Origin of the sequence: Sphingobacterium sp. HSC-15S19, assembly GCF_050433745.1 — a bacterium.
Lineage (GTDB): Bacteria > Bacteroidota > Bacteroidia > Sphingobacteriales > Sphingobacteriaceae > Sphingobacterium > Sphingobacterium siyangense.
In genome coordinates, this window is record NZ_JBNPWQ010000010.1 from 105,948 (window position 1) to 128,783 (window position 22,836).

The 22,836-nt window shown below is 40.6% G+C and carries 19 protein-coding genes; 11 read left to right on the plus strand and 8 right to left on the minus strand.

The annotated features are described in order from the left end of the window. Positions 1–37: 37 nt before the first annotated feature. A complete protein-coding gene (locus L1283_RS10305) occupies positions 38–619 on the plus strand; it encodes a TetR/AcrR family transcriptional regulator (protein WP_286851143.1) in 582 nt (193 codons plus the stop codon). A 34-nt stretch (positions 620–653) separates the two neighbouring features. Here L1283_RS10305 and L1283_RS10310 read toward each other — a convergent pair whose 3' ends face one another. Together L1283_RS10310 and L1283_RS10315 are read right to left on the minus strand one after the other, a co-directional pair. Further along, positions 654–1,355 (minus strand): metallophosphoesterase, encoded by a 702-nt coding sequence (locus L1283_RS10310; RefSeq protein ID WP_158638781.1) that lies wholly within the window; start codon positions 1,353–1,355, stop codon positions 654–656. A 153-nt stretch (positions 1,356–1,508) separates the two neighbouring features. Further along, positions 1,509–2,009 carry a GNAT family N-acetyltransferase gene (locus L1283_RS10315; protein ID WP_286851146.1) on the minus strand — a complete coding sequence of 167 codons (501 nt, stop codon included), beginning with the start codon at positions 2,007–2,009 and terminating at the stop codon, positions 1,509–1,511. A gap of 115 nt (positions 2,010–2,124) precedes the next feature. On the opposite strand from L1283_RS10315, the gene L1283_RS10320 reads away from it, so the two are divergent. Then, positions 2,125–2,604 (plus strand): SRPBCC family protein, encoded by a 480-nt coding sequence (locus L1283_RS10320; protein WP_145327030.1) that lies wholly within the window; start codon positions 2,125–2,127, stop codon positions 2,602–2,604. A gap of 160 nt (positions 2,605–2,764) precedes the next feature. On the opposite strand, the gene L1283_RS10325 is transcribed toward L1283_RS10320, so the two are convergent. Further along, complete coding sequence (locus L1283_RS10325; protein ID WP_145327031.1) at positions 2,765–3,385, minus strand: hypothetical protein; 621 nt, start codon at positions 3,383–3,385, stop codon at positions 2,765–2,767. A 736-nt stretch (positions 3,386–4,121) separates the two neighbouring features. Here L1283_RS10325 and L1283_RS10330 point away from each other — a divergent pair. Next, positions 4,122–4,253: a hypothetical protein gene (locus L1283_RS10330; protein ID WP_280176843.1), complete on the plus strand. Its 132-nt coding sequence runs from the start codon at positions 4,122–4,124 to the stop codon at positions 4,251–4,253. A 568-nt stretch (positions 4,254–4,821) separates the two neighbouring features. Here L1283_RS10330 and L1283_RS10335 read toward each other — a convergent pair. From L1283_RS10335 to L1283_RS10345, 3 genes are all read right to left on the minus strand, one after another. Continuing rightward, the gene (locus L1283_RS10335) at positions 4,822–5,301 is read right to left on the minus strand and encodes an RrF2 family transcriptional regulator (RefSeq protein WP_088162157.1); all 480 of its coding nucleotides are present in this window, start codon (positions 5,299–5,301) and stop codon (positions 4,822–4,824) included. 97 nt (positions 5,302–5,398) lie between these two features. After that, entirely contained in the window at positions 5,399–6,601 is a 1,203-nt protein-coding gene (gene hmpA, locus L1283_RS10340) for an NO-inducible flavohemoprotein (RefSeq protein WP_429626090.1), read from the minus strand. A gap of 254 nt (positions 6,602–6,855) precedes the next feature. Next, positions 6,856–7,695: a DUF4846 domain-containing protein gene (locus tag L1283_RS10345; RefSeq protein ID WP_429626091.1), complete on the minus strand. Its 840-nt coding sequence runs from the start codon at positions 7,693–7,695 to the stop codon at positions 6,856–6,858. 165 nt (positions 7,696–7,860) lie between these two features. Between L1283_RS10345 and L1283_RS10350 the strand changes: the two genes are divergently transcribed. From L1283_RS10350 to L1283_RS10360, 3 genes are all read left to right on the plus strand, one after another. Further along, positions 7,861–11,283 carry a glycosyltransferase gene (locus tag L1283_RS10350; RefSeq protein WP_429626092.1) on the plus strand — a complete coding sequence of 1,141 codons (3,423 nt, stop codon included), beginning with the start codon at positions 7,861–7,863 and terminating at the stop codon, positions 11,281–11,283. 180 nt (positions 11,284–11,463) lie between these two features. Further along, a complete protein-coding gene (locus L1283_RS10355; protein WP_429626093.1) occupies positions 11,464–12,972 on the plus strand; it encodes an NAD(P)H-hydrate dehydratase in 1,509 nt (502 codons plus the stop codon). Next, entirely contained in the window at positions 12,969–13,385 is a 417-nt protein-coding gene (locus L1283_RS10360) for a GNAT family N-acetyltransferase (RefSeq protein WP_088162153.1), read from the plus strand. The genes L1283_RS10355 and L1283_RS10360 overlap by 4 nt, the downstream gene beginning before the upstream one ends. A gap of 70 nt (positions 13,386–13,455) precedes the next feature. On the opposite strand, the gene L1283_RS10365 is transcribed toward L1283_RS10360, so the two are convergent. Next, positions 13,456–14,046: a sugar O-acetyltransferase gene (locus L1283_RS10365; protein ID WP_088162152.1), complete on the minus strand. Its 591-nt coding sequence runs from the start codon at positions 14,044–14,046 to the stop codon at positions 13,456–13,458. 359 nt (positions 14,047–14,405) lie between these two features. Between L1283_RS10365 and L1283_RS10370 the strand changes: the two genes are divergently transcribed. Further along, positions 14,406–16,619, plus strand: coding sequence for a glycosyltransferase family 4 protein (locus L1283_RS10370; protein WP_088162151.1), 2,214 nt, complete (start codon positions 14,406–14,408; stop codon positions 16,617–16,619). On the opposite strand, the gene L1283_RS10375 is transcribed toward L1283_RS10370, so the two are convergent. Further along, positions 16,591–18,075, minus strand: a complete 1,485-nt coding sequence (locus L1283_RS10375; protein WP_088162150.1) for a glycoside hydrolase family 130 protein — start codon at positions 18,073–18,075, stop codon at positions 16,591–16,593. The genes L1283_RS10370 and L1283_RS10375 overlap by 29 nt on opposite strands. Positions 18,076–18,203: 128 nt before the next feature. Here L1283_RS10375 and L1283_RS10380 point away from each other — a divergent pair, with 128 nt between their 5' ends. The 4 genes from L1283_RS10380 to L1283_RS10395 all read left to right on the plus strand — a co-directional run bounded on the left by L1283_RS10380 (position 18,204) and on the right by L1283_RS10395 (position 22,836). After that, positions 18,204–19,661: an aminoacyl-histidine dipeptidase gene (locus tag L1283_RS10380; RefSeq protein WP_429626094.1), complete on the plus strand. Its 1,458-nt coding sequence runs from the start codon at positions 18,204–18,206 to the stop codon at positions 19,659–19,661. Between the two features lie 234 nt (positions 19,662–19,895). Continuing rightward, positions 19,896–21,224 carry a gluconate:H+ symporter gene (locus L1283_RS10385; RefSeq protein WP_429626095.1) on the plus strand — a complete coding sequence of 443 codons (1,329 nt, stop codon included), beginning with the start codon at positions 19,896–19,898 and terminating at the stop codon, positions 21,222–21,224. Between the two features lie 30 nt (positions 21,225–21,254). Further along, a complete protein-coding gene (locus L1283_RS10390) occupies positions 21,255–21,719 on the plus strand; it encodes a RidA family protein (protein WP_075993294.1) in 465 nt (154 codons plus the stop codon). 10 nt (positions 21,720–21,729) lie between these two features. After that, positions 21,730–22,836: a D-TA family PLP-dependent enzyme gene (locus tag L1283_RS10395; RefSeq protein WP_429626096.1), complete on the plus strand. Its 1,107-nt coding sequence runs from the start codon at positions 21,730–21,732 to the stop codon at positions 22,834–22,836.

The window sequence follows — 22,836 nt, forward strand, 5'->3', positions numbered from 1 at the left end:
TGATGCAAAATTAGAACAACTGTTCTAATTTTGCATCATGAATACGAAAGAAAAAATTATTGTGGGCGCGTTGAAGCTTTATAATCGTGATGGTATACGTACGGTAACAACGCGTCAAATTGCTCAGGAACTGAATATAAGTGCCGGTAATCTTCATTATCATTTTAAACATACCGAGGATATTATTTTTCAACTTTTCCAATTATTGCAAAATGAGTATGAAAAGATGATTTTGAAGCCTGAAGATGATGCAAGCACATTTCGCCAGGTGCTGGATAGTTTTATTGATGGCTCTTATGCGCTGATATCGAAATACAGGTTTATTTTTGAGAATTTTGTTGAAATTTGCAACTGGATCCCCAGTATTGCAGAAGCTTACAGAAATTTGGTGACACAGCGTGAAGAGCAACTTGTCTCTCTATTTTTGTATTACGCTGAGTTAGGCATGTTTCGTTCTGATATACCCTTGGTAAATTTACAGGGGTTCGTGCGCCAACTTTTTATCATTTCAGATTTTTGGAGCTCAAGCTATGCTGTTTTGGCTGCACACCAAAATGGAAATCCACTGGAAGATTATAGACAGACGATTCATACGGCCTTTTATCCATATCTTCTTTAAAGGAACGGGGCAAATTGAATCGCTCCTTGGATTGTTATTCTTTCCTTAATGTGAAAATGGTAACCTCGGGTCGGGCGTTGAATCTGATGGGAATGCTGTGTCCCAGTCCGCGGTTGATATATAATGTTCTGTCTCCGCTTATTTTCTTGATTCCTTGATCGTAGTTTTTATTTTTTACGGGAATAATCGGGGAGCCCCAAAAAGGAATTCTTACTTGGCCAGCATGTGTGTGTCCTGCCAGGATCCAGCCATTGTATCTATTCCAGCCGTCGAGGTCTGCGGCATCCGGATTATGACATAATACTAAACTGGCTTGAGATTGATCGTAGTCTTTCATGGCCTTTACAAGGTCAAAGTTTGTTCCCCAAAAGTCATCTATACCAAATATTCTTAACCCTTGGGTTATTACGCTTTCATTTCTCAATACTTTTATCGAATATCCATGGAGTAGGCTAACGATTGAATCTGCTGCCGCACTGTCCTGAAAATTTTTTCCATAGTCATGATTGCCTAGAATTGCCAATGTTTGAAGTTTGCCTTTTGGGGCATCTTGCATGACTTCATTGAGTTGTTCTAAGGGGATTTTATTGTTAACAAGACGTACAAAATCGCCGGTGTATACCACGATATCGGGCTTTAATGCTCCGATTTCCCGAAAGGTTCTTTTTATAAAATCTTTATCCACATAGTTGCCGATATGGATGTCCGAGATCTGGATCAATGATTTTCCTTCCAATGCTTCTGGTAAATGTTTTACAGTTAGATTGATCTGCTCGTATTTTACCCAATGTGGCTCGATTTTCTAGCTGTAAAAACCGAGCAATGCACCCATTACGAATAAACATATTGCTATATGCTTTAATTTTCGCTTATTTTTCATAGCGCTAAATTAACTTTTCCAGTCAGATTTGCTAATCTTCATATTGAGGCTTTTCCAGGTTTCGTTGCCAATTGTTACTTCCGAAATCATATTTTCGTTAATTCGAAAACCTACGGCTTCATAACATCGGATTGCATTGTGATTCCAGTCATAAACGTTTAAATCGGCTGTTTCATAATTGCCTTCAATAAAAAGCCGCCTGAGGAGTGTGTTCACAGTGCTCTTGCCGTAACCTTTATTTCGTTCGGAACTTTTTGCAATTAGGATGCGGCAAAGTCTTGGAATGTCCCGTTCGAAGCTTAATTCGCAGTGGCCGATAATTTCTTTGGTTGCTGTGTCGATTATTTTAAAGGCGTTTCGCTTTGGGTCTTGAATGTATTTTTCAAGTTGGTAATCGGTAAGCGGAAACGAAAAATACGGTCCTGCGAACTGTAATAGTTCCTCTGCTGATCGAATCCATGACTTAAAAAGCGGAAAATCTGATTTTTCGAATTGAAGTAGTGTTATCATGATTATTGTCTAGTTGCCGTTCTGAAGGTAAATCAATTTAGAAAATTCTCGAGCCCGATCCTAAAGAAATTACTGAATTTTACGAAATTCGTGTGAAATATATTAAAAGAGTATTATGCCGCAGCTTATTTTAGATACAATTATAGAAGCTCCTTTATCGGTTGTTTTTGACTTGGCACGTAGTATTGATCTGCATATGTATTCGACAAAGAAAACTGGGGAGAAGGCAATTGATGGGGTGACGACAGGATTAATCGAGGTAGGTCAGCATGTGCGTTGGCGTGCAAGGCATCTTGGCGTAAAGCAAACATTAACTGTACAGATAACAGCGATGGAAAAATCTCATTTTTTCGAAGATCGAATGACTCAAGGAGTGTTTCATTCGATGGATCACCAGCATATTTTCAAGGAACTGGAACATGGTAAAGTATTAATGCGCGATGTGTTCAATTTTAAGGCTCCTCTCGGGGTTCTGGGAAGGCTTGCAGAATGGCTATTTTTAACCCGATACATGTTGCGCTTTCTGGAAGAAAGAAACCAGGTGATCAAAGAAGTTGCTGAGTCGGGTAAATATCGGCTGTATCTTCCAGTCTAGTTTTCTTTGGGAATAAGCGATAGGTTGTAGGTGTCGACTGTTGGTTTTCGCGAGAAGCATAGGACTGAATTTTTTAACTGGATCACATTTAGCAGTTCAATGAGCGATGATATGGGGATGCTCCGCTTTTTCGCTGAATTATCTGAAAACTCGTATGTGTTTAATGGTTTCTAGCGACAACAACTATCGTTGGATTTTCCTTCCGAAGTTGCTCCTGTAAGAAATCAAAAGCTCCTTTCTGATTCATGGTGACCTGATAGATTTTGTTGAATTCATTATAGAAATAGATGCGATAGCTGTTGGGCCCCCGGTAGTTTCTTATGATTTTTGTTTCAATGCGATGGATTTGACTAATTGGGATCTGTTTGTTTCCAATGAATGGGAAAAATAAAATTTCATTTTCACAAAAAAGATATGGGGAGATAGCTGAAAAGATGCGGACCAGCCGTCTGCTATATTGTTGGTAGATATCAAGATCATCGTCGTTCAGTTGTTGTAGTGCATGGATGAATTTTTGGTTTTTAATGTAAGCTATCCAACTCAACAGGCCGAACGCAAAGCCTAGGTAAGCGAAAAGAAAGGATAGGGTAGGGAGTGATTTGTAAAAAAACGATAGCCTGTCTTCACTGTCCGACCATTTCTGAAAAAAAGACAGCAGAAAAAATCCGTAACAAAAAACGAACATCGCGAGGAATATACCAATGATTACATTGCGGGTTTTCCTGATTTTTACAAGTTCTGCTTTTAAAAATGATCTCGATAAAGAGGGGGTGTTACTCATGGTTTGTTGGGAAAACTTAAATATAATAAAAGCGTTTGTTTTGTTCTGTGTGAATTTGATTTTAATGGATTTGGGTAGTTTTAGTTGTAATGTTTTACTTAAGGCTATTCTGTTTATTTAGCTGTATTAAATCTTCTTATTGATTTATTTTGTTGTTTTTTGAAGCTATTGGCTATACCGAAAGGGGTGTCTAACTCATCACATTCCAGTGCTGGTCCGATGCTGTGAAGGTTGTTTTAAGCTCGTTTTTGCTTCTTTTTTTCTTGAGTGACCGTAAGGTGCTTTACTCGGAGAAGATGTCTTAAATCGATTAAAAGAGGGCTAGAATTAAGTCTGGTGATTTGGATGGTTGGTCTCGGTCGCCGCAGATCGATTCAGGCGGGAGTTGCGTGTCTATGTAGCGGACAAGTGTCCTGTATCATCCTATAGTTTTGCTGAAAGGTTGTTATTACTCGTTCTAAGTAATTTTATTCAAATTGTAAGTAAAGGACTAATTGTGTAGAGATGTTGTCTTAGATCGAATTAAAATGGTGTAAAATCCGGTGTTTGCTTATATTTAATGAAGTGGTCTTTACAAATGAACTTGCTTTGGGTGTCGAAACGTTTCGCATGATGTTGGTAGAAGCGCTAGAGAAATTATAGTTAAGTACAAGTGCGCGCTCTACTACATGGATGCTCTTTTCGTAGGTAATCATCGTTAATGGCGGGAACTGTGACCTCGAACTGTACAATACACATGAAGAATTTAAAGATTGTGGTCTCCTGTATTTTTTTGTATCCGGCACTGGAGGGAATGCCCGCTTTAGCGCTATCCATGAATAACAGAAAGGGTGTGGATAAAATTTTATCCACACCCTTTCTGTTATAAAAATCAAGCTTTTTAAACCGTTTTATATGTGTTTTATTTATTTATATAAAATATGTAATATGTTGTTGTTTAGATGTTAATTTGTATTTTTTTTGGTTTTATATTAAAAGCTGCAAAATTGTATGAAAATGGTGTGATAGTCAGAAAATAATTCATGTTTTTTGGGTTTAACCCAAAAGAAATACGTCAAAAAAGGAGCATTGTTGCCTTGGTATAGGCTGACAAAAAGCCTATTTCCTTGTTTCATGGAGCGGATTAAATAAAAAGTGAGGGTTACTTTCAGGGAGTTATATCGAGTTTGGTGGCGACCTGATAACAAGTTTAGAAATGGTCTTGGGGTATCCTATTTCGCGTAATTTCAATGATTTGAATAATTGGATGCCGGGACGCTTAAATGCGATACATTCTAATGTTTTGTAATTTTTATATTGCTTTTAATCAGCTGTGTTATGTGGATTATGTGAACGTGTAGTTTTATACGAAAAAAAGCGAATTTTACGTCTTCCGAATTATTTTCAAAACGGTACTCAATAGAAAAAATGAAGGAAAAAGCTGAAGATTTAGCCTGTTAATCCAAGGAATTACCCGTGGTTTTATTCGGGTCGATATGGCTTTTCGTTAACAGGATTTTCCCTTTAATCAGGTCATCATTGAATTGGCCGACCGTTGTTTTTTGAAGCATTTCCGAGAGGTTGTTGCGTATGCTTTTGAACTCGTGATGCAAGGGACAGGGATATTGTTCGGAGCAGAATTCAAGCCCCATGCCGCAGCCGACAAATAGACTTTCACCATCGATCGCTTTGACGACTTCGGATAGTGGAGTGGACATGTCTTCCCTATCGAGGTAAAATCCACCACCAGGTCCCTTCATGGATCGAATGATACCTGCACGGCTTAGATTCTGTAGTATCTTGCCTAGAAAAGCTTCCGGAGAATGGATGCTCTCTGCTATTTCTTTTATGCTCACGCGTTTATTTTCTTGGGAGCTTTGTGCGATAAAAAAAACTGCCCGTAGTCCATATTCACATGTTTTAGAAAAAATACCCATAATCTTTTTGCTTTTTGCAAATGTACAAAATCAAAAATAGCCATCCGCCAATGATTAAAAATTAGGGATGACTATTTGATGAAGTGGGGTAGTGCAATTAATTTAGTTGCAAAGATGCTGGACCAAATTCTTCGAAATGAATGTTCTCAGCGTTGACACCCTGATTCGTTAAATATTGGAAGTGCTTTTTGATAAATCCTGATGGGCCACAGAGGTAATAGTTTGCCTCCTGTGGAAGATGCGAAGCATCTATTTTAGCGAGATCAACCCAACCCACAAGTACGTCGGCATCCGCATCTTGAGCTTCGTCATAGAAAGAAAAACTAGTTATGTTTTGATGTTGATTTTCCAATGTTATTAATCTTTCTTTAAACGCATGTAAATCAGGGTTACGGCAACCGTGGATCCAAGTGATTGGTTTGTCTTCTTTCTTGTCAGCTAAATGCTCTAACATGGCAATTAATGGGGTCTGACCAACTCCACCACTAATAAATACATGTGGTTTTTCACTTTCGATAAGTTGAAAGGAACCTGTAGGTGCTGTGAGTTCCAGTTGTTTTCCAACTTCAAAGTATTGATGTATATAATTACTCACCATACCCTCAGGTTTTCCTTCCGTAGCTTCTCTTTTTACCGAAATCCGAAGGTACTCTCCATTGCTCGCATCGGAAAGACTATATTGTCTTGGTTGATACAGGTGTAATTCGGGAAGAAATACACGTACACTTACATACTGGCCTGCCTCATGTTTTGGAAGTTTTCCTTGATCTGTTGGCTTAAGATAAATAGACTGAATCTCGGCGGTCTCAGATACCACTTTTACAATGGTGAATGGCTTCCAACCCGTCCATCCGCCCTCGTTCTGGATCATTTGATCATACATATCCTTTTCGACTCCGATCATCAGATCTGCTAATTGAAAATAGGCAACTTTCCAGGCTTCAATCAGTTCTTCTGTTGCTGCATCCCCCAATACTTCTTGAATGGAGGCCAATAGATGCTTGCCAACAATCTGATAATGCTCCGGACGAATATTGAGACTACTGTGTTTTTGTCCAATATGTTTCACTGCAGAAAGGAGGACTGCGGGATTCTCGATATGCTCCGCATAGGCTAACACAGCTGTAGCCAACGCCGTTTGTTGTCGCGCATTTTGTTGGTTTCCCATATTGAAGATATGTTTAAGCTCAGGATTGTGGGCAAACATACGTTTATAAAAATAACTAGTCAGCGCTACACCATATTCTTTTAAAATCGGTACAGTGCCTTTGATTAACTCTTTTTGTGCTTCAGTAATCATAATAAAATATTTAAATACCTTTTTATCTTTTATTTGATCGGAATAAAAAACAAAAAAATCCACCTCGCTACGAGGAATTTGGTAAACCTTGATAGGGTTCATTTGCAAGTGACTATCGGGTACAAAAATAGAAATTTATAATAAAAGACAAAAATATCTTTTATTATTTTTTACCTGTTGTTTGGTCATCACCTGATCGATTGAAAAAGTATTATTATGATCAGCTCTGGCTATTCACAAGTTTTTAACCCTGGCTATTCCCATGTTTTGAGGTTTTTAGGGTAAAATGTCCATTCAGGGGTTTTTATAATATCCTGGTCTATATCGTACCAAGGACTAAGCGTGCTGTTGTTCCAATTGTTTAAAATTTGTATTTCTTGGGCTGGCATGTAACTTTGCGCGAGCAGCACGATTGTTTTTCCAGTATTGTCCTTGGCTAGATCAACTACAATGATTGCGTGGCCAATGGGTGATCCTTTCTGGATAAAAGTATCTCCAATCTTAACTTCCTGAGTCGTTTTTGCGCTGGGCAGCTCATCGTGTAGCGAAGCCGTATTGGCATAGGCAAACACATATTCCAGGTATTTCCAATAGGTTGGGTAGGAGTAGTCTCCTTTTGCATAGTTTGTATATGCGCGGGGCTTGCTATCGGAAAGGAAGTTGAATTTGATATCCTTATACCGCTTTTGTTGGTATAAGTAATCTGCCCTGAGTCGCATTACAGCATCGGCGCATTGGTGTAAATCGCGCTTTCCTATGTCTAGCTTCACAACACTATTGTAGATGTTATTTCTAGGTTTAATTTTTCCGTTATAATAATGTACCTCCTGGTCGATGGGGTATAATGGAAGATTTTCGAGAAAATTTCCAAATTCTTCGACCCGGTAGGTAGGCCTTTTAAAGCCTTCTGGTAACAAAATGCGCGATTTGATCGTCATCCCATCGGGGTTGATAAACTGGTTCCTGTCAGGTGCTATTGACTCAGTAGTCGCAGGATTCAAAGTTTTGTTATTAGGTGCAGCAACATTTGGCTGCCCACATCCACTGAAAACCTGACACGAGAGGAGTGGAATGAGTACATATATTGATCTCATATAAAAGTTTCTGAGCTAGTGTATTGCGTTTCATCGAATATACTTAAATTTAGATATAATTCGAAGTGTGAATCATTTGAAAAAATTAAGAAATTTTTAAGCTATTCATCTACTTTTTGGATCATTTTCTGATGTAGCTTAGCCGAAGTTAATAAGAATACGATTATGTCAGGAAAACAGATTTTTCAGACGTCAAGCAAAAAGCGCTGGTACGCTTTTTCATGGATGAGCAGAGCATTGGTGATAGGTTTGATCATTGGTGTTATCTGTGTGGTTTATACATTGGGAAAGATTCAGATTCCTCCTTTTCCAACAATTAATACCAACACAGCATTGACTGAAAAGTCCACCGCCAGATTAAAAAAATCCAAACAATTTAAGGAGTTTACCATTGTAAAATCCGAATTGGAGAAGATTAAACGTGACCGGGAGCTGAAGCATTTGAAACATATTGGTACCAAAGATAGAATCAATATGGGGTTTTATGTTAGTTCTTGGTCTAATGAAGTTCGTGAGCAGTCTTTATCGGATCTGCGCCGCAATATTGGTCATTTGGATATGGTTGCTATGGAATCCTTTTTTACTGTGCCTAATCAAGATACAGTAGTGGATAAAGCAGATACTGCTGCGCTTAAGGTCATTCATCAATATAAGCGCAAAGCTATCGCACAGATTTCCAATTTCAGTGGTAACGATTTTGACGGGCAGACTGTAAAAGCTATTTTACTTAATCCGGATAAACAACAGCGTTTTATAGACGATATCCTTCTTAAAGTGAAGCGCAATGGCTTTGCTGGCATAAATATTGACTTTGAGAATTTACAGTTGGATGACCACAAGGCGCTGAATGATTTTATGGCCCACATCTATACGGTATTTCATACAGATGGCCTACTTGTCACGCAGGATATTTCACCTGAAAATGATGATTACGATCCCATTGCCTTGCAAAAGTACAACGATTACATCATACTTATGGCTTATGATCAGCATTCCACTGAAAGTAATGCCGGCGCCATTTCACATCAGGCATGGGTCGAAAAAAATCTCGATGAACTTTGCAATAAGATCGATGCAGACAAGGTGATTCTGGCTTTGGCCTGTTATGGATATGATTGGCCAAAAGGCAGTGTCGGCAAGACATTGACATATGATAATGCTGTTATTTTGGCGCATAATTACAATGCTAAGATTACTTTTGATCCCGAATCTGCAAATCTCAACTTTAGCTATAAAGATGGGACAGGGATGCATCATGATGTTTATTTTACAGACGCTGCAACCTATTTTAATCTTATCCGCAAAGCAGATGACTGGGGGCTAGCTGGTATTGCACTTTGGCGTTTAGGAAGTGAAGACTCCCGTTTATGGTCATTTATTTCAAGATCATTGAACCGAGAAAATCTGAAAAAAGAACCTTTTGACTTTGGAAAGATAAGCCAGATCAATGTCGGGGGTATTCAATATATCGGGGATGGGGAAATTTTGGACTTGGTCAATAGTCCTGCTCCGGGGGAAGTGAAATTCACTTACGACCCATCAACGCTTATGGTTCAGAATCAGGAGTATGTAAAGACGCCAAGTAATTATGTAATCAAACGCTTTGGAGAACGAGATAATACTGTGGTCCTGACCTTTGACGACGGTCCCGATCCTACGTATACACCACAAGTATTGGATATATTAAAAAAGGAACATGTTCCCGGAGCTTTCTTTCTTGTTGGTGTTATGGCTGAGAAAAATATGGATCTGGTTCGGAGAGAATATCAAGAAGGACATGAACTCGGTAACCATACCTTTTTTCATCCTGATATGTCCACAATAGGCCCAAATCGCGTTAAGTTTGAACTGAATGCCACCCGAAAGATCATCGAATGCATAACCGGTCATAGTACAATTCTTTTCCGGGCTCCTTTTAATGCTGATGCCGAGCCACAGACTGTTGCCGAAATTCTGCCTGTTGCTCAGAGCCGGAAAGAGAACTACATCAATATCGGCGAGTATATTGATCCCAACGACTGGTTACCTGGTCGTACGGCAGATGAAATCTATAATGAAGTCATAAAACAACGCGATAATGGAAACATTATTCTATTACATGATGCCGGAGGCAATCGAGAAGCGACTATAGCCGCCTTGCCGCGTATTATTCATTATTTTAAATCTCATGGTTATAAATTTGCGACGATTGGAGATTTAATGGGGAAAAAACGTGATGAACTGATGCCACCTGTAGAAAATGCTTCCGATTCGGGATTTAGTGGATCTTCCAACCGCTTGTTCTTAGGAACATTGTTTTACGGTAACATCTTCCTTAACTTGGTTTTTTCCGTTGCAATTGTATTGGCAATTTTTAGAACAGCAATGATTGCTTATCTGGCAATCCGACAAAAACAAAAAAGTAAAAAAGAGCGATCTCAATTGGTTGTGGAACCTCGGGAAAAGGTAAGTGTGATCATTCCTGCCTATAATGAGGAAATAACAGTGTTGGCAACGATAAAAAGCCTGTTGAATTTGGATTACCCCAATTATGAATTGATTTTTGTTGATGATGGATCGAAAGATAAAACTTTTGAGATTGTCAGTAAGGTGTATGGCGATCATGCTAAAGTAAGGTTGTTTACAAAACCAAATGGGGGGAAAGCGTCTGCGCTTAACTATGGTATCCAACAATCCGAAGCACAGTTTGTGCTTTGTATCGATGCCGATACACAACTGAAAACAGATGCGCTAAAACAGTTGATGAAATATTTCAATAAACCTCAGGTCGCCGCTGTTGCGGGTAGTGTTAAAGTGGGAAATGTGCATAATATATTGACACATTGGCAATCGATCGAATATATCACCTCACAGAATATGGATCGGAGAGCGTTCGATTTGCTCAATATGATATCGGTCGTACCAGGAGCAATTGGGGCCTTTCGTAGATCTGTTATTTTGGAAGTGGGCGGATTTACTACAGATACATTAGCGGAAGATTGTGATTTAACCATGCGTATATTAAGAGCGGGTTATACCGTGCGAAATTCATCTGAAGCAATTGCTTATACGGAAGCACCAGATACGGTCAAAATGCTCTTCAAGCAACGTTTCCGTTGGAGTTTTGGTGTGTTGCAGAGTTTTTGGAAAAATAAACAGACCTTGTTGAATCCCAAATATGGCTATTTTGGTATGGTCGGAATGCCTAATATTCTGATTTTTCAGATTATACTTCCTTTATTTGCTCCTTTGGCCGATATTTTTATGTTATTCTCTCTAGTGAGTGGTCTTTTCTCCTTAAGCGAGGTAAATGGTATCAGCTGGACGGGAATTGCAGGATTATTTTCACTGCATAACGGTTTTGGTCAAGTGATGTTTTATTACTTCCTTTTTGTATTCGTGGATATGTTCTTTGCAGGTATTGCCTTTAAAATGGAAGGCGAGAAGCTTAGCAATTTAATTTATTTGTTTCCGCAGCGTTTTTTCTGGCGTCAACTGATGTACTTCGTTTTATTCAAGTCTGTCAGAAAAGCCATTAAAGGTGAATTGAATACCTGGGGTACCTTGAAACGTACAGGCGGAGTGAAAGAGGTAACAATAAGTGAATAAGAAGCCGATAACAACAAGTGAATAAAAAGCAGACACGTGCATGAGCTAAACGATAGCGATCTGATGTAGTTCCTTCGTGGGATCGTACACTAGGATCACTATCGCCAGCCTGCCAAAAAATTATACCGAGATTTTTAATTGACCTTGAGAATAGCTACTTTCAATAAAAATAGCGACCAAATGAAGATACTTTCCGCTCAGCAGATAAACAGAATTGATAGTGAAACCCTAAAGGATCGAAAAATCAGTAGTCTAGACCTGATGGAACGAGCTGCAACAGTTGTTTTTGAGGAAATTAAAAAGCTTCATCCCCGATTGGAGCACAGTACCTTTTTCATCTTCTGCGGTAAAGGAAACAACGGCGGCGATGGCTTGGTGCTGGCTCGTCTGTTGGATCAACAGCAGGCTCAAGTCAAGGTTTATTTAATGGATGTAGCGGATTACTCCGCTGATAATCTTGCCAATCAAAAGCGTTTACCCAATCATATGATTCAAAAAATTGCAGCGGAAAACCAGATTGATATCCCTTCCGATGCAATCGTACTGGATTGCTTGTTTGGTTATGGATTAAAGCGTGTATTAACAGCCGATTGGAACGGTATAATTTCCAGTATAAATGGATGTGGTGCAAGGATCTATTCCGTCGATATGCCTTCTGGACTACTGGCAGATAAAAAGACTGCTGCAGATGTTCCAATTGTAAAGGCAGATTTGGTTTATACCTTTCAGTTTCCCAAGATGGCCTTGCTGCTGCCCGAAAACCAATGGTATGTAAAAGACTTCAAGGTATTGGATATCGATCTTAGCCAACGAGCAATTGAAGCGGCAGAAACCAATCTTTTTTATGTCGACGAGCCGCTTGTCAGGTCCTTTTATCGACAACGAAGGAAATTTGATCATAAGGGAACATTTGGTCATACCCTTATTATTGGCGGAAGTAAAGGTAAAATGGGGGCCGTTCAGCTTGCGTTAAAAGCGGCTCTTCGAGCGGGCTGCGGTTTAGCTTCCGCTTATGTACCTGACGGTGGTAATACCATCTTACAGACCGCTGTGCCCGAAGCGATGGTGTTGACTGATCCTGAACAAGATTTTATTAGCCAATTCCCGGCAATCGATGGCTATCAGTCTGTTGGTATCGGAATCGGCATGGGAACAGCGCCGCATACAATTGATGCGCTAAAGGTATTTATAACCCGTGTTAATGATACTCCTTTGGTATTAGATGCTGATGCTTTAAATATTCTTTCCCGCGAACCGAATCTTTGGGCTTTTGTTCCAGCGCATAGTATATTGACTCCCCATCCCAAAGAACTTAGCCGGATATTGGGTGCTTGGCAAGATGATTTTGAAAAGATTGAGAAAGTGAAAGTTTTTGCACGTAAACATCAGTTTTACGTATTAATAAAAGGGGCTAATAGTGCTATGGTTATGCCCGATGGGATGGTGTACTTCAATAGTACGGGCAATGTTGGGATGGCAACAGGAGGCAGTGGTGATATACTGACAGGGATAATCACCTCCTTGCTTGGACAGGGCTATTCTTCTAAAGAGGCTTTAATTATGGGGGTATATATGCATGGGCGCGCGGCAGATATTGCAGTGAAGACGATCGGCACCTATTCCTTATTACCTTCAGATACCATCAATCATCTTTCCGACGCGTTTATGTCTTTAGAAAAAGGATTATGATAGATTGGTACATTGAACAAGTTTTTGCCGCCCGGACCTGGAAACTTCGAAAAGAGGTTTTCGCTCCGGAAGGTAAGTTGGCCGAGGTGATGTTGGAGGGCGATTTTGAAGCGACGCATTTTGCGGCCTACGATGGAAACGAAGTGGTAGGCGTGCTGAGCCTGATTAGTTCAGGTGATACTTATACAATCCATTTCCTCGCTGTTGCTCCACATGTAAGGCTGAAAGGTGTAGGCACAGCATTATTGAAGCATGCGCGACTATTTATCCATACGTTTGCTGGTCAATATCTTCTTGCAAATGTGACCGGCGATCAGCAACATTTTTGGACAAGTAATGGATTTGCTCTTCTGAAACAACATGAAGCCACCGTCACCTATTCATTATCTTTAACAAATGATTCTGTAAGTTAACAGTAAGTGGGAAGATAGATCGTTTTCTTATAAATGTGCCCCATGTTATCCCTTGTGACCTGTGTTATCCCTACAGATTTTCAGTATAGTTGATCCGATCCGCTTCGGTAATGTTACGTATCACCCGGCAAGGATTGCCTGCAGCTACGACATCCGCTGGTATATCTTTTGTGACGACCGATCCAGAACCAATGACCGAATTTTTTCCGATTCGCACGCCGGGGTTGACGACAACATGTCCACCGATCCATACATTATCTTCGATAACGATCGGCAACGCAAATTCCCAACCTTGATTTCTTGCTTCAAAATGGAGGGGATGACCAGCTGTAAAGAGACTTACATTGGGCCCAAATAATACATTGTCGCCTATGGTAACCGGTGCGCCGTCTAAAATCGTACAATTATAGTTGCTGTAAAAGTTCTCACCAATAGCAATATTATAACCATAATCGCAACGAAAAGGAGGTTCGAGAAAGAATCGGGTTCCCGTCGCTTTAAACAGTTTTTGAATAATCTGTTTTCTGAATTTCAGTTGTTTCGGCTCTGAATCGTTAAATCGCTTCAGTTCTTCTTTTGCGTATTGTCTTTCCTTAAATAATTGCCCCTCCGAATCAATATAGGGAAGTCCGGCAATCATTTTTTCCTTTGCTGATTTCATTCAATGCCCGTTTTTCTGTAACAAACTTAGATAAATTGATTTTTAAAAGCAATAGCAATCTACGTGTTGTGAATCTAGGATATTGAGCGCTCTTATTTCGCATAATCAAGGTTCTGTTTTCTACTAAGCATAATCAATGGATACCCTGTTTTCCAACAAATTATACTGTTTCCAACAAATGGACAGCTTTTCAGCGCCAGGTTTTATAGCAACGTACTGATCTGCACAAAGTGTCGTCCAACCTTCCTCCGATTTAATTCATACAGTTGTGACAAACAATTTTCGTTCGAAACGCATTTAGATAGTGGAGCACACGATGCTATTGCCTTTGTCCGGGCTATATTCAAAATATTATTCCAATGAAGATTGCTTATATAAGTACCTACTTGCCCAAAGAATGTGGAATTGCCACTTTTACATCAGATTTATTGCATGCTGTAGCACTGCATAATCAGGAACTGACGCAACATGTTTTTGCGGTCGCGGATCGGGACTATGTTTATCCCAGTGAGGTCGTGTTTAAAATAGATCAACATCGTCAATTGTCCTATATTGAAGCCGCAAATTATATTAATGAAAACGGGTACGATTGCGTCATACTCGAACACGAATATGGCATTTTTGGAGGGAATAGCGGCATATATATCTTATCATTGATTAATGCATTACACATTCCGCTACTTGTTAATTTTCACACCATTCTCGAAAAACCCAATGTTGATGAAAAGGCCATTCTTATTGAAATTGTAAAACGGGCTTCCATTGTAATCGTCATGAGCAATTATGCAATTACATTACTCAAATCGATTTATCGGGTCAATACCTCCAAAGTTAGGCTGATACACCACGGTGTGCCGGAGTTTACTTTAGATCATGAGCTTGCCAAGCTTAAAAAAGGACTTTCCGGGAAGAAAGTCTTATTGACCTTCGGTTTTTTGGGGCGAAACAAAGGAATTGAAATGGTGATTGAATCCCTCCCTGAGGTCGTCAAAGATGAACCGGATCTGTTGTACCTCGTTGTTGGTAAAACGCATCCCAATGTATTGGCACATTCCGGCGAGGAATATCGGGAATACCTGGGCAGTCTTGTGGAAACCTATCAGTTGCAGGAACATGTGAAATTTGTTAATTCCTTTGTTAGTCAAGCCGATCTTGTGGAGTATCTATGTGCCTGCGATGTTTATGTTACACCTTATGTTAATGAGGCGCAAATTACAAGTGGAACATTGTCTTACGCCATCGGTGCCGGAGCAGCGGTGGTGTCCACTCCTTATTGGCACGCCAAAGAATTGCTCGCTGATGGAAGGGGAGTGCTCGTCGAATTTAAAAATTCAGCTAAGATGGCCGAAGTGCTCAAAAATCTGTTTTCAAATTTGGACTATCGCACGACACTAAGAGACAATGCCCGTATATTTGGTAAAGAGATGACCTGGAAAAATATAGGCCTCCGGTACACACGAATTTTAGATAAAATTATTCCTACCTACGATAGCCTCAAAGAAAATGTTGGATTTAGTATAGAGGAAATGCCCAAATTCAGTTGGAAGCATATCGACAGACTGACCAATCAGGTCGGTATCTTACAGCATGCAACTTATTCTTTACCGAACTACAAAGAGGGCTATTGTCTGGACGATAATGCAAGAGCACTTTTAGTTACTTTATTGGCGCAGCAAGATTTTGCTGACAAAAGGCTCGATCGTCGCATCTCGACCTACTTGAGTTATATCTATTATCATCAGCGCGAAGATGGGCTTTTTCACAATTTTATGAATTTCCAACATAGTTTCCTCGATGAGGTCGGTTCGGAGGACTCCTTTGGACGGACCATGTGGGCATTGGGCGTACTTCTTCGGGAGACAAAATTGACAAGCTATTATCAATTGGGGCATGAACTGTTTTTTAGGGCCGTTCCAAATTTTGGCCAGTTGCGTTCCAACCGGGCGATAGCTTATACTGTACTGGGGATTGCGGAATATTTGCATCATCAATCCAATGACGAGGTGATGATAGAGTTGATGCGGGCCCTTATCGGCAAGCTGGTACGGGAATACGAGGCAAGCTCAGATGAAAACTGGCAATGGTTTGAAGCGGTATTGAGTTATGATAACGCAATTTTGCCCTATGCGTTATTGACGGCCTATCCTTTTTTGAACGATGAAACAATAAAACAGTTGGGATTATCGACTTTAAAGTTTCTCGAAAGTATGACTGTCCAGAATGGCGCGCTTTCATTGGTCGGAAACCAGGAGTGGGCCAAGCAAGGGAAGCATATCAGCAAGTTTGGTCAGCAGCCACTTGATGTCACGGCAATGGTATTTATGTATCGTGAAGCTTTTCGATTGACCAATAAAAAGGTCTATTTTACCCGTATGATTGCTTCTTTCCGCTGGTTTTTAGGAGAGAATGATCTTCGGCTCGGTTTGTATGATGAGGAAACCAAAGGTTGCTGTGATGGCCTCGAATCCTATGGCATCAATAGAAACCAAGGGGCGGAGAGTACCCTTTGTTTCTATTTGGCTTATATCGTAGTTTACCGTGCTTTTATTGATAACGATCAGGATTCAAGATAGCGAGCAATAAATCTTCGAGCTTGATGGTCGCATAGGTTGATGCATAATCGGACATCGCATAAGGTAAAATGAGGTGTTCGTTGTGTACTATCGCTCCGCAGGAATAAATGACGTTTGGTACATAGCCTTCTCGCTCTTCGTCATTGGGCGTCATCAATGGGCTATGTAGGCGTCCAATTTCCACATGCGGGTTGTCCAAGTCCAAAAGAGCTGCGCCTAGGACATATTCACGCATTGGTCCAACGGCATGGGTTAAAATCAGCCAGCCGTATTGCGTTTCTATCGGCGAACCGCAATTACCGATCTGAACAAATTCATACGGATATTCTGGCTGTTGAATCCGGATTGCCGTTTCCTGCCATATATTGATATTATTGGAGTAGGCGATGTAGTTGTTCTCACCATCAATGCGGCAGAGCATCGCATAACGTCCATTTATTTTACGTGGAAATAGTGCAGCCCCCTTGTTGGCAATTTCACCATAAATAGGTTTCACTTTAAAATGGTAAAAATCTTTTGTGGTGAGTAATTTCGGGAGGATGCTGAATCCATCGTAAGCGGTGTATGTTGCATAGTACGTGCTCTCACCTCTTTCGTTTTTGAACTGAACGAAACGCGCATCTTCAATTCCTCTTTTTTCGGTATCGGCAATCGGAAATATCACGCGTTCTGAAATGGAAGTGTCCAAGGAGAAAGTCATTTCATAATGCGAGGAAGCGAGCCAGAGCGCCTGTTGTAGAAATGTCACATTTTCCAGGTTTTCGTCGCTATCGCGCCGTACTTCATCGATGTACCGTTTGAGTTCCTCGTAGGTAAATGTCTCCGTTAGCTTAGCTTCCAGTTTGGACTTAACTTCCGTTGGCTCGGCATGCAACTCATTCATTTTCTTTAAGAATGACTCCTTGTGATAACGGTGATTTTTGACTTGCATAGGTTTATCCAATAAACTGCCGACATAATCGATATGTATATTGTTGTCAACATCCAATGTCCCTGATCGAAAAACGATCGAAGAGACATGGCCTTCTCCGGTTGCCCTGAAACTCAAAATAATGCGTTTTTCACCCCTGAATAATTCTGTCTGGTCCGGATGTTCTATAATGGAGGGATTAAACAATGCCGCCGATTCAATCGAATATTCCATCGTGAAATAGGAGCCGATCAGTAGCTTGTCAATTTGGCTCAGTTTCTCTTTTGGAAATGGAATCTTTTCCAATAAGTGGCTTATGCGGTCAAAATTACGTTCAAAGATATGGACTATACTACGATGTCTTTTTGTATAGCTTCGGAGTACCTGGCCAAAGACTTCTTTTCGCTCTGATTCATTCAAGGATAAGATACGTTTGAGAACTTTAATGGTACGATCATCCCCCAGTGAGAAAAAACGTGCTAAAACTCTCTTTTTATCTGGTTTAAAGTAAATATCCTTCCGTTCAACTTGTACTGGTCTATGCATAATGATATGTTGATGTTTATACCCTGTATTAGAACGAACAGTGATTGGCTTTTGTTTTTATTCTAAGCCAATAATCACCGGATATCTAATAAAAATGGAGTAACTTTGACCAAGGAAAAAATTTAGATATGATTGAAAATAGTTTAGAACCAAAAGCAATTTGGAAAAATTTCTCTGCATTGAATGCGGTCCCGAGAGCTTCTAAAAAAGAAGAGCGCGTGATTGCCTTTATGGTAGACTTTGGTAAATCCTTGGGTTTAGAAACAAGCGTTGATGAGATTGGCAACGTGCTCATCAAAAAATCTGCTACTCCGGGAATGGAGGACCGTAAAACGATTGTATTGCAGTCGCATTTGGATATGGTGCACCAAAAAAATAACGATACTGTTTTTGACTTCGATAATGAAGGCATTAAGATGTACGTTGATGGTGATTGGGTAAAAGCTGAGGGTACCACTTTGGGGGCAGATAACGGTCTTGGCGTTGCGACAATCATGTCGATTTTGGAATCATCCATTATTGAACACCCTGCCATTGAAGCTTTGTTTACGATTGATGAAGAGACAGGCATGACGGGAGCTTTAGGTTTAAAAGGCGATGTGCTTTCGGGCGAAATCCTGTTGAATTTGGATACAGAGAATGATACTGAAATCGATATTGGCTGTGCTGGGGGCATTGATGTGACGGCAACGCAGTCCTACGTTGCAGAGCCTTGTCCTTTTGATACGTTATCTTTTGAAATTACAGTAAAAGGACTACATGGGGGGCATTCTGGTATGGACATTCATAAAGGTTTTGCCAATGCCAATAAAGTAATGAACCGTTTGTTATTTGGCGCCAATGCACATTATGGATTGCGTATTGCTTCTTTATTGGGCGGAAGTCTACGCAATGCAATTCCGAGAGAAAGTGTTGCAAAGGTGGTTATCAGTAAGGATAAAGCAACTGACTTTGTTCAGAATTTGACACAATTGGCTCAGGATATTAAATTGGAATTTGCAACGACAGAACCGGCTATGGAAATTGTCGTAAAGCAAACTGATGCTGCTTATGCAACAGTAGTTCCAGTAAACGTGCAGGAAAACCTGATCAATAGTGTTTATGCGGCCTTAAATGGTGTGTATCGTGTGAGTGCCGATTTTGAAGATTTGGTAGAAACCTCCAATAATATTGCTAAAGTAGAATTAGGCGGGGAAAAGGTTTCCATCAAATGTCTAACCAGATCTTCTGTTGAAACCTCTAAATTTGATTTAGCCCAATCTTTACAAGCTGCATTTGAACTGGGTGGTTTTACCGTCGGTTTTTCGGGCAATTATCCAGGATGGGCACCTAATCCAAATTCTGAGATTTTAGAAGTGCTCAAATCAATTTATACGAGACAACATGGTGAAGCTCCAGAAGTGGTGGCTTGCCATGCCGGGCTTGAGTGCGGTATCTTGGGAACAAACTATCCCGAAATGGATATGATTTCTTTTGGACCAACAATCTTAGGTGCACATTCGCCTGCAGAGCGTGTCTCCATTTCTTCGGTGCAGAAGTTTTGGAGTTTTGTGCTCGAAATTCTCAAAGAGATCCCTAAAAAATAAATTTTCAACAAGGGCCTATTGCTGGTTTTTTTTGACGATAGGTCATGAAAGCAAAAAGAGATAGGTCACGGAAACAGAAAGGTATGGTGTAAGCCATACCTTTTTTATTTTCATTAATTTTTCATTTTCCTTGCAAAAAATGAAAAATAACCTTACTTTCAGGATGAAAAAATGATTTAATAGACCAAATTTTATACAAGCTCTCAAATTGAGGGAAAACCTAATAGTGATATAATGACTATAATCCTCATTGTAATCAGCATTTGTTTGCTTATCCTTTGCATAACTTATTTTAAGATCAATGCCTTTCTCGCTTTTTTAGTTGTTTCCTTACTCAGTGGACTTTGTTTGGGTATTCCACCGGCACAGTTAGTGGGGACAGTTGAAAAGGGCGTTGCGGGCGTTATGGGGAGCCTGACTTTAATTATTGTATTGGGCGCGATGTTAGGGAAAATTGTAGCTGAAAGTGGGGCCGCCGAGATAATTGCTGAGCAAATGGTCCGCCTGATGGGAGAGCGATACCTGCAGTGGGGGCTTATGTTGACGGGTTTTATCGTTGGAATACCGCTATTTTATGGAATCGGATTTGTCTTATTAGTTCCCTTGATATTTTCGATTTCCTACCGCTATAAGTTGCCGACAGTATATATTGGATTACCGATGCTGGCAGCCCTGTCTGTAACGCATGGTTTTATTCCGCCGCATCCTTCGCCGGTTGCATTAGTTGCCCTGTTTCACGCTGATATGGGACTGACTCTTATCTATGGTCTTTTGATCGCCATACCTGCTATTATTTTGGGTGGGCCAATTTTTGGAAGAAGCCTCAAAAATATACGGGCAAGTCAGGAATCAATTTTTCGCGAGAAAGATCGTTCGGAGTCTGCGCAGTATCCGCGCCCGACAGTGGGAGTAAGTTTGGCTGTTGCTTTGCTGCCGGTATTGCTCATTGTCTTATTTACACTGCTTCCTTATTGCTATCATACAACCAATATAGCGCTGCAGGAGGGATTGAAGTTCGTGGGTAACCCTACCGTTGTTATGGTTATTGCGGTCGGTGTAGCAACCTATATATTAGGATTGAAATTGGGACGATCGATGACCAATGTGATGACAATCTATGAGTCTGCGGTGAAAGATATTGCCATGATTCTATTGATTATTGCTGGCTCGGGAATTTTTAAACAAGTGATGGAGGACAGTGGGGTCAGTCTGTTATTGGCCAATACCCTGCAGCAGCTCCCCATTTCACCTTTACTGTTGGCTTGGTTAATTACAGCTGTTATCAGAGGTTGTGTCGGCTCGGCCACAGTAGCCGCCTTGACAGCCGCTGGTGTTCTGCTACCTATTGTTACAGGGGGAAAAGCGGATCCCAACCTTATGGTATTGGCGATAGGAGCCGGAAGTCTGATGTTTTCCCATGTCAATGATGCCGGATTTTGGCTATTTAAAGAGTACTTTGGCCTAAGCGTAAAGGATACGTTATTTTCCTGGTCGATCATGGAAGCGATTGTTTCCATTGTTGGGCTCCTTGCTGTTTTACTATTGCAATTAATTTTATATTAGCTATTATTTTAAACTTTAAAATCGTTAAAGATGTACAACGCAGACGAACAATTCGAAAAATTAGGTTTGACATTACCTCCAGCACCGGCACCTAAAGGTGTCTATAAACCATACGTCATTGACGGCAAGTATCTGTATCTTTCTGGTCATGGTCCCGTACAAGATGATGCTGCATTAATTATCGGTCGCATTGGAAGTGATATCAGTCCTGAAGAAGGCAAACTTGCAGCGAGACAAGTTGGCCTAACCATGTTATCGACCATTAAAACCAATTTGGGCTCATTGAACAAAATCAAGCGTGTGATCAAGGTATTGGGTATGGTCAACTGTACCTCGGATTTTCTTTATCATCCAGGTGTAATTAACGGCTGTAGTGAGCTATTCGCTGCGGTTTGGGGAGAAGAGAATGGTATCGGAACACGTAGTGCCGTTGGATTTGGTTCTTTGCCCGATAATATTCCCGTAGAAATCGAAGCATTATTTGAGTTATACTAATCGAAATTATATGGAAACTTGGTGCCATATACATGATGTCGATCAGGTCGATTCGCCAGCCTTGCTGGTCTATCCTGATCGCATTGTCAAGAACATAGACCGCGCTTTACATATTGTGCATGGGCGGGCTGATCGATTGCGGCCGCATATCAAAACGAACAAGTGTCGGGAAGTATGCCAACTGATGATGGATAAGGGGATTACAAAGTTTAAGTGTGCAACTATTGCTGAAGCTGAACTATTGGGTGTTATCGGCGCAAAAGATGTTTTGCTGGCATACCAGCCCGTAGGGCCAAAGATAGATCGTTTTTTGAATCTTGTAACCGCCTTTCCCGAGACACATTTTGCCTGTCTTGTGGATCATGTCGATGCAGCACAGGAGATTTCAAAGCGGAGTCTGTCGAAAGGCTTACGCAGCGCTGTTTATCTCGATGTTAATATTGGCATGGGCCGTACAGGAGTAGCTTTAGAAGGGATTGAGCGTCTCGTTATGGATATCCATCTTTTGGAAGGTATTCAGTTGGTAGGTGTGCATGGTTATGACGGTCATATTCATGACAAAGATTATAAACTTCGCGAAAAGCAATCCCAACATTCGTATAGTATACTCGAAACCGCCTATCTTATGGCGCAGGTGTCTACTTCTAAACCTTTGACTAAAGTTATTGGCGGTTCGCCAAGTTTCCCTTTTCATGCTGAACGCAGCGATGTAGAATGCAGTCCCGGAACGTTTGTGTTTTGGGATTTCGGCTATGCCGAAAATTACGCAGAACAAGATTTTATGCTTGCGGCGGTACTTTTGACGCGTGTCGTTTCTATCGTTGATCACAAGCACCTTTGTTTGGACCTGGGGTATAAATCAGTTGCATGTGAATCGCCGCAGCCTCGCGTCAAGTTTTTCGATCCCCGTATTGGCGAAATAAAAATGCAGAGTGAAGAACATTTGGTCGTTGAGGTAACAGATAGTGCCCAGTTTAACTTAGGCGATGCGCTGTATGCCGTGCCACGACATATCTGTCCGACAGTAGCTTGTTATGGCGAGCTTCAAGTTGTCAATGAAGGGCAGGCAGATCAAATTTGGACTGTTTATGCGCGAAATAAAAAAATAAATTATTGA